Raw genomic sequence first — 12,775 nt, 5'->3', positions numbered from 1 at the left:
GACTCCAGTCAGTAGTCCGGCAAAGTATGTCAGTTACCTGGTTGGTACTGATGGGGGCATGTTTCCAGATGATTTTCATTACCTCGTATTCTGCTTCAGAAATCTGGGGAAGTTTCATGACAGTCTCCTTTCGGGATGGATAGAATGGAATCTTACGTATGTAAGATTATTATAGCCCGGGAGAGGGCGGGTGTCAAATACATAAAAAAAGACAGTCACATGACGGTTGTGACTGTCTTTTTTAATTATAAGCTTATAATTAAAAATAAAAGGCGTTTTTATTAGCCGATGTTGTTTACGGCTTTTGTTAAACGGGAAACTTTTCTTGCACAGTTGTTTTTGTGGTAAACACCCTTGGATGTAGCTTTGCTGATTGTAGCAATTGCCTCGTTAAGTGCAACCTGTGCAGCAGCCTTGTCGTTATTCTGAACTGCAGCTTCTACCTTTTTGATGGAAGTTTTAACAGCAGAACGGATAGACTTATTTCTCGCAGCTTTAGTTCTGTTTACTAAGATTCTTTTCTTTGCAGATTTAATGTTAGCCAATGTGGACACCTCCATTTCGAGTTTTTTTGATTGATTGCTACAGGAACAGACACGGGCGCTCCTGTAAACATGCTTATTTATTTTAGTATACATATTCTGGAATGTCAATACATAATTCTCATAAAAATGTAAATCTTATAGAAAAGGAGCTACCAACTGCTTTATGCGCAGTATAACACTGGAATTTATTTCAGATGTCCCGGGAAAATGAGCGCATTAATTGTATGAAATCGGACAGGATTGCATGTATGGCAGGGAAAAGACACTGCCAATATCATTTACAGGCATGGAGGGAAAAATGTCAGGAAGCAGCAGAATCAGAACGGATCTGGCTCTTGAAGCAACGGAGAGCTTTGCCCAAAGCAATACAGAGCTTAGGGGAGTGGAAGTGAAAGAACAATATGACGAAGAAAGAGACATCCGCACTACGGTTGTTAAAATAACAACAGAAAACGGGGCAAAGGCTATGGGAAGGCCTCAGGGAAATTATATTACCATAGAAGCGCCAAATCTTTCGGCCTCGGACGAGGATTATCACAGAGAAATTTCAGAAGAGATCGCCCGTCATCTGAGAAAGCTTGTCAATCTGAAGCGGGAGACATCAGTTCTTGTGGTAGGTCTGGGAAATCAGGCAATTACAGCGGATGCCCTGGGACCCCACGTTGTGGATAATCTCAGGATGACCCGTCATATTATCAGAGAATACGGACTGAAAAGTACAGAAAAGGAAATTCTGCACCGGGTCAGTGGTCTTGCGCCGGGCGTTATGGCTCAGACAGGAATGGAAACTTCAGAAATTGTAATGGGTGTAGTGGCAGAAACAAAGCCGGATCTTGTTATTGCGGTAGATGCCCTGGCAGCCCGCAGTATCCGAAGGCTGAACCGGACAGTCCAGATCACGGATACGGGGATTCATCCAGGTTCCGGGGTGGGAAATCACAGGATTGGACTTACTGAAGAAAATCTTCAGGTAAAAGTAATTGGAATTGGGGTCCCCACAGTAGTAGATGCGGCAACGATTGTCCATGATTCTATGGAACATCTTCTGGATGCGCTGGAGGAACAGGAGCAAAAAGAGTTCCTGGAGGAAATGATTGCGCCAAATCTTTACAGTATGTTTGTGACACCGAAGGATGTGGATGAAACTGTAAAATATTTAAGCTTTACCATATCAGAGGGGCTGAATATGGCTTTTTCAGGCGTCTGATGGGAAAATCAGAAAATAGATTTCTGCATAGACAAAGCTTATTGCTGCTGTCGCAGAGAATCAGCATATATTACCGGGAAATACTTTGACAGCAGCATATTTCCGGAAATACAGGGGTATAATCATATCATTTTTGTCATAGGATTCTTTGAAAGAGGTGATTCTATGACAAAGCTCCAGAAAGTATCCTGCATTATTTTGAGCATTTTCTTTTTTGCGGTTCTGCTTTTGGTTCCGGGACCGTTTTTTTTGCGGGGAAATGTGTACAGGCAGCTGCCGCTTTACTGCTTTCTGGAGGAAGAAGCAACAAGTGTTCCTCAGAGAGAAGATCCGGAAACCTATGAAAAACTTGTGGAAAGTAATGCAAAATATCTGGCTGATATGATGAAGGCGGAAAATCTTCAGTCGGGTAGTGATGATATGCGGGAAAATCAGGAAACGGCTGCTGAAAAAGAAAAAAACAGACTGGAAGCACACCTGTCAGAAAATGAAAAACCGGAAGAAAAAACAGAAGAATCGGACAGGCACTTGCAGGAACAGCAGGTGACCGGAGAAAAGAAAAGCTCTGAGACAGAGGCGATTCCCACATCAAAACCGGAAGTCAGCCCGGTATCAGATCCCACTGCCAGTCCGGCAGTCAGTTCAGCAGCCTCTGCACAGCCTGCCCTGGCGCAGATACAGCCTGCTCCGGTTATTGGTCTGGCACCTGAAATGCTGGCAGACTATAATTATCTGCTGGATAATTTTTTTATTGTGGACGAAGACACTGCCACCAGCGCAGAGCAGCTGAATGCCGCAGAATTTCTGGCAAACGATCTTACTGTAAAGAGGGATTCACAGGTGCCGCAGATTCTTATTTATCACAGCCACACTCAGGAGACCTTTGCTGATTCCAGAGAAGGTGTGGTGGAGGATTCAATTGTGGGAGTAGGGAATTATCTGGCGGAAATCCTTACAGAAACCTATGGGTATCAGGTTCTTCATGTAACAGAGGAATTTGATCTGGCAGGCGGCGTGCTGGACAGGAATAAAGCCTATGACTATGCCCGACCTTATATAGAGCAGATCTTGAAAGAAAATCCTTCTATAGAAGTGGTGATAGATCTTCACAGGGACGGGGTGGCTGAGGATCGCCATCTGGTAACAGAGATCAACGGCAAACCTACAGCTCAGATTATGTTTTTTAACGGACTCAGTTATACAGCCTCAGGCGGACCGGTGGATTACCTGCCCAATCCATACATACAGGATAATCTTGCTTTTTCTTTTCAGATGGAATACCAGGCCGCACAGTATTATCCGGATTTTTACAGGGGAATTTATCTGTCCGGATTAAGGTATAATCTGCATCTTTGCAGGAGAGCAGTTCTTCTGGAAGCCGGCGCTCAGACAAACACGGTGCAGGAGGTAAAAAATGCCATGGAACCCTTTGCGGATATTCTCAACAGGGTTCTGACAGGGGAATGAAAAAACTTGCTCACATTATACAGAATGAAAATTCTTAAAGGCAATAGAGGATATATGCAGGAGCAGCTTTTGTTTATTTATATGTTATAAGGATTTATGCGTTATATGGAACTGTAAATGAGACAATACAGAATTTTGCACAATAAAATCCACAGTATGCGGACATAAACAAATTTTAAACTTTATTTGTATATCCTGTAAAGACAAAACAGCGAAGATTTTGTGTGCTTTTTTAAATCTGCTCATTTACAGAGATTGTATTTACTTTTGCCGGCTGGAATTTAAAAATGCATTTAAGTTTTGTCGAAGGAAAAAAGAAAATAGGTCTTGAAAATATGAACGTATGTTTGTATAATGGAAACAGGAAAATAATTGGCATATGCTGCCTGCGAAAGGCCTTGGAAAGCAGGGCTGATAACTGGACTTGATGAGGGCGGATATGCTATAATGGGGCACGATATAACGAAAATACACTGAGATAAGAGGAGGAACGCTGCGGAATGACAGATCAGAGCAAGATTCGTAATTTCTGCATTATTGCACATATAGACCATGGCAAGTCCACACTTGCCGACCGTATTATTGAGAAGACCGGACTTCTGACACAGAGAGAAATGCAGGCGCAGATTCTGGATAATATGGATCTGGAAAGAGAAAGAGGGATTACTATTAAATCGCAGGCAGTCCGGATTGTTTATAAAGCAAAGGATGGAGAAGAATATATTTTTAACCTGATCGATACGCCGGGACATGTGGATTTTAATTATGAGGTTTCCAGAAGCCTTGCGGCCTGTGACGGAGCCATCCTTGTGGTAGATGCTGCCCAGGGAATTGAGGCTCAGACACTGGCAAATGTCTATCTGGCTCTTGAACACAATCTGGATGTGCTTCCGGTGATCAACAAGATCGATCTTCCAAGCGCGGAACCGGACCGCGTGATCAGAGAGATTGAGGATGTGATCGGACTGGAGGCAGAGGACGCGCCAAGGATCTCTGCAAAAACAGGACTGAATATTGAGGATGTGCTGGAACAGATCGTGGAGAAGATCCCGGCGCCGGAAGGAGATCCGGATGCTCCGTTAAAAGCCCTGATCTTTGATTCTATTTATGACTCCTATAAAGGTGTTATTGTATTCTGCAGGCTGATGGACGGATGTATCAGAAAAGGCACAGAAGTAAAAATGATGGCAACAGGTTTTTCAACAGAGGTTGTGGAGGTTGGATATTTTGGAGCCGGCCGTTTTATTCCATGTGATGAGCTGTCTGCGGGAATGGTAGGTTACTTTACAGCAAGCATCAAAAACGTCAGTGATACCCGCGTAGGCGATACGGTTACAGAAGTGACCAGACCGTGTGCGGAGGCGCTTCCCGGATATAAGAAGGTTCAGCCTATGGTTTACTGCGGACTTTATCCGGCAGACGGAGCCAAGTACGGGGATCTGAGAGACGCTCTGGAAAAGCTTCAGTTAAACGATGCGTCTCTTTTCTATGAGCCGGAGACTTCTGTAGCGCTGGGCTTCGGTTTCCGTTGCGGATTTCTGGGACTGCTTCATCTGGAGATCATTCAGGAGAGACTGGAGAGAGAATATAACCTTGATCTTGTTACTACCGCTCCAGGCGTTATTTATAAGGTCTATAAAACAAACGGAGAGGTGATCGAACTTACCAATCCGTCCAATCTTCCGGATCCCTCAGAAATTGAATATATGGAAGAGCCTATGGTAAATGCTGAGATCATGGTAACGACGGAATTTATCGGCGCGATCATGGATCTTTGTCAGGAACGCCGGGGACAGTATATTGGCATGGATTATATGGAGGAAACCCGTGCGCTTCTGAAATATAAACTGCCTCTGAATGAGATTATTTATGACTTCTTTGACGCTCTGAAATCCAGATCCAGAGGATATGCATCTCTTGATTATGATCTCTGCGGTTATGAGCGCAGCGAGCTTGTGAAGCTGGATATTCTTGTAAATAAGGAAGAGGTAGATGCCCTTTCCTTTATTGTTCATGCGGAAACTGCCTATGAAAGAGGACGTAAAATGTGCGAGAAGCTGAAAGAGGAAATTCCCAGACAGCTTTTTGAAATTCCGATTCAGGCAGCGATCGGAAGCAAGATCATTGCCAGAGAGACAGTTAAGGCCATGCGTAAAGACGTGCTTGCCAAATGCTATGGCGGCGATATCAGCCGTAAGAAAAAGCTTCTGGAAAAACAGAAAGAGGGAAAGAAGCGCATGCGTCAGGTAGGAAATGTGGAAATTCCTCAGAAAGCCTTTATGAGTGTCCTGAAGCTGGATGAGAAATAAGGAATTCTGTGAAGGTCAAACTAGTGCTAATAGGTGACTGGACGCAGAAGGCTGTAAAGGTCAGGAACAGTAAGGAAAATAGCCTGAACAGGCCTGAGCCTGTCAGAATTGGAGATAGGAAATGAAAAAAAATACAGTAAGAAAGCTGGTTGTTGTTTCCGTGCTTCTGCTCTGTGTGTTTATGGCAGGATGCGGCTGCGGCAAAAAGAAAAAGGATCCGGCCACCCAGCAGGTTCTGAAGATCAGCATCACACCTGAGCCGTCGCCTGCGCCTGAACCGGATAAAATGGATCAGAAGGCAGTAGTCAAAAACGGAAATATTACCATGGTAAATGAATATCTGGTCAACGGGAACAAGACAGACGATAAAGAAACCGACAGCAGAACAGGTGAGAACTCCGAAAATGCAGAAAGTCCGGAACCGGAAACCGATAACGGCAGCGACACAGGAGATCAGGAGGACATTATTGAAGAATAAAGGGAAAAAACCTCTGGAACTTTATCTTCACATTCCTTTTTGTGTGAAGAAATGTGATTACTGTGATTTCCTTTCCGGTCCGTCCGGCACAGAGACCAGGAAAGCATATACAGAGGCTCTTATTAGAGAAATTCAGGCGCTTCCGGAACACCTGGACAGAGAAGTTGTTTCTGTGTTTACAGGAGGAGGAACGCCGTCTCTTCTGGATGCTTCGGACATGGAACGGATCATGGCGGCTCTCCGAGACAGATTTGAATTTTCTGAGAATGCAGAGATCACCATAGAGGCCAATCCCGGTACTCTTTCTTCTGATAAGCTGGAAATATATCGGGTGGCCGGTATCAACCGTCTCAGTCTGGGACTTCAGTCAGCGGATAACAGGGAGCTTCAGATTCTTGGAAGGATTCATACGTATGAAGAATTTCTGGAAAGCTATGAGCTGGCAAGAGCTGCCGGATTTGACAATATTAATATTGATCTGATGTCAGCAATTCCGGAACAGACCTGTGAAAAGTGGATACATAATCTGAAAACTGCAGCAGAACTGAAGCCGGAGCATATATCCGCCTACAGCCTGATCGTGGAAGCTGGGACGCCTTTTGCACAGAGAGAACTGAAGCTTCCCGGTGAGGATGAGGAATATCAGATGTATGAAGATACGGCAGATATTCTGAAGAGATATGGATTTGAACAGTATGAAATATCTAATTATGCAAAGAATGGATATGAGTGCAGACATAATATAGGTTACTGGAAAAGAACAGAGTATCTTGGACTTGGACTGGGAGCAGCCTCTCTTGTAGATGAAGAACTATGGAAATGCCTCTGTGGAGAGGAAACCAGTGGAAGCTCTGAAAGAGAAGGTATGGACGGAACAGAATACTGCAGTCTGGAACAGAGGGAATACCGGTTCTGCAATACCCGGAATCTGCAGGAATATCTGGAGAACAGCAGAAAACCCCGGATAATCCGCCGGGATGTTGCTGCTTTGTCAGAAAAGGAGCAGCAGGAAGAGTTTATGTTTCTTGGACTTCGGATGACAAAAGGCATTTCTGTTCAGGAGTTCAGGGGACGTTTCGGAAAAGAAATTGAAGAAATTTACGGACAAGTTCTGAAAAAATATGAAGCCATGGGATTTCTGGAAGAAAGCGGTGGATTCTGGCGTTTTACGCGAAAGGGAATACATGTAAGCAATCACATTCTGTCAGATTTTCTTCAGGACTGAAGGGCTGAAACCAAAAGCAGGATACAGAATCCAGGTATATACAGGATAGAAATTGGAGGAACAAATGGCTGAACATACAACAGGCAAAAAGTTTATCAGAATCCGCGGGGCAAATGTAAATAATCTGAAAAACCTCAGCGTGGATATTCCGAGAGATGAATTTGTGGTTCTGACAGGTGTCAGTGGATCCGGAAAATCTTCTCTGGCTTTTGATACCATTTATGCAGAAGGACAGAGACGTTATATGGAATCTCTTTCTTCCTATGCAAGACAGTTTCTGGGACAGATGGAAAAACCGGATGTGGAAATGATTGAAGGGCTTCCTCCGGCAATTTCCATTGACCAGAAATCCACCAACCGAAATCCCCGTTCCACAGTGGGAACCGTGACGGAAATTTATGACTATCTTCGTCTTCTGTATGCAAGAATAGGAATTCCTCATTGTCCCAGGTGCGGAAAAGAGATAAAAAAACAGACCGTTGATCAGATGGTGGATCATATCATGTCTCTGCCTGAGCGGACAAAGCTTCAGCTTCTGGCTCCTGTGGTCAGAGGGCGGAAGGGAACCCATGTCAAGCTTCTGGAACAGGCAAAAAGAAGCGGATTTGTCCGTGTTCAGATTGACGGAAACCTGTATGAACTGTCAGAAGAGATTAAGCTGGACAAAAATATCAAACATAATATTGAAATTATCGTAGACCGTCTTGTGGTAAAACCGGGAATCGAAAAAAGACTGGCAGATTCCATTGAAACTGTTCTGGATCTTGCAGAGGGACTTCTCATGGTAGATACCATGGACGGAAATGTTCTGACCTTCAGCCAGAGCTTTTCCTGCCCTGACTGTCAGATCAGCATTGATGAGATCGAGCCAAGAAGTTTCTCTTTTAACAATCCTTTTGGAGCCTGTCCGGATTGTTACGGTCTTGGATACAAAATGGAATTTGATGAGGATCTGATGATTCCGGATAAATCACTGAGTATTTCTCAGGGAGCTATCGCCGTGATGGGATGGCAGTCCTGTACGGATAAGGGAAGCTTTACAAGAGCCATTCTAGATGCTCTTGCAAAGGAATATAATTTCAGCCTGGACACACCTTTTCAGGATTATCCCCAGAAAATAAAAGATGTGCTGATCCATGGAACAGAAGGCAGGTCTGTCAAGGTTTATTATAAGGGTCAGAGAGGAGAAGGCGTTTATGATGTGGCGTTTCCGGGACTGATCAAAAATGTGGAGCAGAGATACCGGGAGACCGGTTCCGATGCCATGAAGCAGGAATATGAAACTTTTATGCGCATCACCCCATGCAAAACCTGTAAGGGACAGCGTCTGAAAAAAGAAGCTCTGGCTGTTACTGTTGGCAATAAGAATATTTATGAGCTGACGGCTCTTTCCATAGAGAATCTGAAGAAGTTTCTGGCTGAACTGAAGCTGACAGAACAGCAGGAACTGATCGGAAGGCAGATTCTGAAGGAGGTTCGGGCAAGAGTGGGATTTCTGGCAGAGGTAGGACTTGACTACCTTTCTCTGGGACGGGCTACAGCAACTCTTTCCGGAGGGGAAGCGCAGAGAATCCGTCTGGCAACGCAGATCGGTTCCGGTCTTGTAGGAGTGGCCTACATTCTGGATGAGCCAAGTATCGGACTCCATCAGAGAGATAACGACAAGCTTCTGAAAGCGCTGATGCGTCTGAGAGATCTGGGAAACAGCCTGATTGTGGTAGAGCATGATGAAGATACCATGCGGGCTGCAGACTGTGTTGTGGATATTGGTCCCGGAGCCGGGGAGCATGGTGGAAAACTTGTGGCAATGGGAACTGCAGAAGATCTGATGAAAAATGAAAATTCCATAACAGGCGCTTATTTAAGTGGAAAATGCAGAATCCCGATACCGGAGGAGCGGAAGAAGCCAACGGGATGGCTGAAGATCCGCGGAGCTTCGGAGAACAATCTGAAACAGGTAAATGTGGATATTCCTCTTGGGATTCTGACCTGTGTCACCGGTGTCAGCGGATCGGGAAAAAGCTCTCTGATCAACGAGGTGCTTTATAAAACTCTGGCGAGAGACCTGAACAGAGCCCGTATCATTCCGGGAAAACATAAGGAAATACTGGGACTGGAAGAGCTTGACAAGGTGATCAGTATTGACCAGTCTCCTATAGGAAGAACTCCCAGATCCAATCCCGCAACTTATACAGGAGTTTTTGATCAGATCCGGGATCTTTTTGCTTCTACGGCAGACGCCAAGGCAAGAGGGTATAAAAAGGGACGCTTCAGCTTTAATGTAAAGGGCGGAAGATGTGAAGCCTGCAGCGGAGACGGAATCATCAAGATTGAGATGCATTTTTTATCAGATGTTTATGTGCCCTGTGAGGTCTGCAAAGGCAAACGATACAATCGTGAAACCCTGGAAGTCAAGTATAAGGACAAAAATATTTATGATGTGCTGAATATGACCGTGGAAGAGGCGCTGGGATTTTTTGAAAATATCCCGTCTATCCGCAGGAAGATCCAGACCTTATATGATGTGGGACTTTCCTATATCCGCCTTGGCCAGCCCTCCACAGAGCTTTCCGGAGGAGAGGCGCAGAGAATCAAGCTGGCAACGGAACTCAGCAGAAGAAGCACAGGAAAAACCATCTATATTCTGGACGAGCCCACAACCGGTCTTCATTTCGCGGATGTGCATAAACTGGTAGATATTTTGAAACGTCTGGCAGACGGTGGAAATACAGTAGTAGTGATCGAGCATAATCTTGATGTGATCAAAACAGCAGATTATATTATTGACATGGGACCTGAGGGCGGCGATCGGGGCGGAACAGTGATCGCAAAGGGAACGCCCGAAGAAATTGTAAAAATACCGGAATCCTATACGGGACAGTACGTGGCCAGATATCTGAAGCAGTAAACAGAGAACTGTCGGAGAGGTAAAGAATTCTCCGGTACAAAATTACGTCAGTGACAGAGTTTGGTCAGAAAGGAGGGCATTATGCCTGCAAGTGATATCGGAATCGATCTGGGCACCAGAAACTGTCTGGTGTATTCTACGGCAAAGGGACTTGTTCTTCAGGAACCTTCTGTAGTTGTTTATGATAAAAATACAGAAAAGATCAGAGCCATAGGGGAAGAGGCCCGTCAGATGGCAGGCCATGTGACCTCTAATATGGAAGTGATCCGCCCTATACGTCAGGGAGTGATCGCTGACTTTAATGTTACAGAAAAAATGCTGAAATATTTTATAACAAAGGCAATGGGAAACAGAGTTTTCCGTAAGCCCCGGATCAGTATCTGCGTTCCAAGCGGGATTACGGAGATTGAGAGAAAAGCTGTTGAGGAAGTTACTTATCAGGCCGGGGCCAGAGAAGTTTTTCTGGTAGACGAGCCAATTGCCGGAGCCATAGGCTCCGGTGTGGATGTAACCAAGCCTTTTGGAAATCTGATCGTAGACATAGGCGGAGGAACCACAGATGTGGCAGTGATCTCTCTGGGAGGCGTGGTTGTTTCTGCCTCTGTTAAGGTGGCAGGAGACGCCTTTGACCAGGCAATCATGAATTACGTGCGCAAAAGCCACAGCCTTTTTATCGGAGAGGATATGGCAGAGGAAATAAAAATCAAAATAGGAACGGCAATTGAAGAGTCCAGTCCTCATGTTATGGAGGTAAAAGGCAGAAACATTATGACAGGACTTCCCAAAACAGTTAAGCTGACCTCTGAAGAAGTGCGGGCTGCTCTGAAGGATGCCACAGGACAGATCGTAGAGACTGTGCATGGGGTTCTTGAAAAAACTCCGCCGGAACTGGCGGCAGATATTGTTGACCGCGGGATTGTTCTTACGGGAGGCGGCGCGCTTCTTCGGGGAATGGATACGCTGATCGAGAGGAAAACAGGAGTCAGCACACTGACCGTGCAGAATGCAATGAGCGTAGTTGCTGTAGGAACCGGAAAATATGCTGAAGTAAGAGCAAGAATGGAAGAGTAAGATGAGTGAAAGCGTAACAGGATATATTGACCATATTATATTCAGAAATGAAGACAACGGATATACGGTCCTTGTTCTGAAAGGAACAGAAGGCGACGATGAGGAGCTGACCTGTGTGGGAACTTTTCCTGTGATCAGCCAGGGAGCCACCATTGAGGCTTCCGGGAATTTTATCAATCATCATATTTATGGAAAACAGTTCCAGATCACCTCTTTTACAGAAAAAATGCCTGAGGATGCCATGGCAATGGAGCGCTACCTTGGCTCCGGGGCTATTAAGGGGATTGGAGCGGCTCTGGCTGCCAGGATTGTCCGCAGGTTTGGGGCAGATACCCTTCGGATCGTGGAAGAAGAGCCTGAACGTCTGGCTGAGATCAAGGGGATCAGTGAAAAAAAGGCCCGCGAGATCGCTGCTCAGATGGAAGAAAAGGCAGATATGCGAAAAGCAATGATGTTTTTGCAGAAATACGGGATCTCCCTGAATCTGGGGGCAAAAATCTATCAGAAATACGGAGATTCTGTTTACAGTGTTCTTCAGGAAAATCCTTACCGCCTTGCAGATGACATCAGTGGCGTGGGGTTTAAAATCGCGGATGAGATCGCAGGGCGCATAGGTATTCATACAGATTCAGATTACAGGATCAAAAGCGGAATGATGTATACTCTTTTACAGGCGACAGGAGAAGGCCATGTGTATCTTCCGAAAGAGGAACTGTTCCGGAGATCCTCCGAGCTTCTTGGAGTGGACGCCTCCTATATGGAAAAGCACCTTATGGATCTTTCCATGGAAAGAAAGGTGATCCAGAAAGAAGAGGGGGAAATGGTACTGGTTTACCCCAGTCGTTTTTATTACCTGGAGCTCAATACCGCCAGAATGTTAAGAGAGCTGAATATTGACTGTCCTGAGGATGAAGCTTTTGTGCAGCGCAGGATTGCCCAGATTGAAAAGGAAACAGGCACAACACTGGATGAAATGCAGAAAAAAGCAGTGACCGAGGCTGCCGGCCACGGTCTTTTTATTCTAACCGGAGGACCGGGAACCGGAAAAACGACAACCATTAACGCAATTATCCGTTTTTTTGAAGGAGAAGGCAGTGAACTGCGTCTGGCAGCACCTACAGGAAGGGCTGCAAAGCGGATGACAGAGGCTACAGGCTATGAAGCTCAGACCATACACCGGCTTTTGGAATTAAACGGAATGCCGGAAGAGGAAAGACAGGGACAGGCAGTTCATTTTGAGCGAAATGCGGAAAATCCTCTTGAAGCAGATGTGATCATTATAGATGAGATGTCTATGGTGGATATTCAGCTGATGCATTCCCTTCTTCTGGCAGTAACCGCAGGAACACGGCTGATTCTTGTAGGAGATGAAAACCAGCTTTCAAGTGTGGGGCCGGGAAATGTTTTAAGAGACATTATCCGAAGCGGAGAATTTCCGGTGGTAGAGCTGAAAAAGATCTTCCGGCAGGCGTCAGAGAGTGATATTGTTGTCAATGCCCACAAGATCAACAGGGGAGAACAGGTGACTCTCAGTAATAAAAGCAGCGATTTCTTTTTTCTGAAGA

Annotated in this window: 10 protein-coding genes; 8 read left to right on the top strand and 2 right to left on the bottom strand. The window is 45.3% G+C overall.

Annotated features, from left to right (window positions below; genetic code table 11):
- Together QVP40_RS10260 and rpsT are read right to left on the bottom strand one after the other, a co-directional pair.
- The coding region (locus QVP40_RS10260; protein ID WP_288200487.1) for a BlaI/MecI/CopY family transcriptional regulator at positions 1-118 on the bottom strand (118 nt) is incomplete at its 3' end.
- 163 nt (positions 119-281) lie between these two features.
- Positions 282-560 (bottom strand): 30S ribosomal protein S20, encoded by a 279-nt coding sequence (gene rpsT / locus QVP40_RS10255; protein WP_138270776.1) that lies wholly within the window; start codon positions 558-560, stop codon positions 282-284.
- Between the two features lie 283 nt (positions 561-843).
- On the opposite strand from rpsT, the gene gpr reads away from it, so the two are divergent.
- The 8 genes from gpr to recD2 form a co-directional block, all read left to right on the top strand.
- On the top strand, positions 844-1,752 hold the full coding sequence (gene gpr / locus QVP40_RS10250; protein ID WP_022068337.1) for a GPR endopeptidase: 909 nt from the start codon (positions 844-846) through the stop codon (positions 1,750-1,752).
- Between the two features lie 165 nt (positions 1,753-1,917).
- Positions 1,918-3,219 carry a stage II sporulation protein P gene (locus QVP40_RS10245; RefSeq protein WP_022068336.1) on the top strand — a complete coding sequence of 434 codons (1,302 nt, stop codon included), beginning with the start codon at positions 1,918-1,920 and terminating at the stop codon, positions 3,217-3,219.
- A gap of 500 nt (positions 3,220-3,719) precedes the next feature.
- Complete coding sequence (gene lepA, locus QVP40_RS10240) at positions 3,720-5,528, top strand: translation elongation factor 4 (RefSeq protein WP_022068335.1); 1,809 nt, start codon at positions 3,720-3,722, stop codon at positions 5,526-5,528.
- 121 nt (positions 5,529-5,649) lie between these two features.
- A complete protein-coding gene (locus QVP40_RS10235; RefSeq protein WP_022068334.1) occupies positions 5,650-6,006 on the top strand; it encodes a hypothetical protein in 357 nt (118 codons plus the stop codon).
- Positions 5,996-7,231, top strand: coding sequence for a radical SAM family heme chaperone HemW (gene hemW, locus QVP40_RS10230; protein ID WP_022068333.1), 1,236 nt, complete (start codon positions 5,996-5,998; stop codon positions 7,229-7,231). Before QVP40_RS10235 ends, hemW begins: the two co-directional genes overlap by 11 nt.
- Before the next feature lie 64 nt (positions 7,232-7,295).
- Positions 7,296-10,139 (top strand): excinuclease ABC subunit UvrA, encoded by a 2,844-nt coding sequence (uvrA, locus tag QVP40_RS10225; protein WP_022068332.1) that lies wholly within the window; start codon positions 7,296-7,298, stop codon positions 10,137-10,139.
- An 81-nt stretch (positions 10,140-10,220) separates the two neighbouring features.
- Positions 10,221-11,210 (top strand): rod shape-determining protein, encoded by a 990-nt coding sequence (locus tag QVP40_RS10220; protein ID WP_022068331.1) that lies wholly within the window; start codon positions 10,221-10,223, stop codon positions 11,208-11,210.
- A 1-nt stretch (position 11,211) separates the two neighbouring features.
- Positions 11,212-12,775, top strand: a 1,564-nt coding sequence (gene recD2, locus QVP40_RS10215) for an SF1B family DNA helicase RecD2 (RefSeq protein ID WP_288200476.1), incomplete at its 3' end; no start/stop codon positions are given.

The sequence above is a fragment of the Blautia sp. CAG:257 genome (assembly GCF_000433815.1).
Lineage (GTDB): Bacteria > Bacillota > Clostridia > Lachnospirales > Lachnospiraceae > Blautia_A > Blautia_A caecimuris.
The sequence above is the reverse complement of the archived record's forward strand: the minus strand, read 5'-3'. Positions and strand labels throughout refer to the sequence as shown.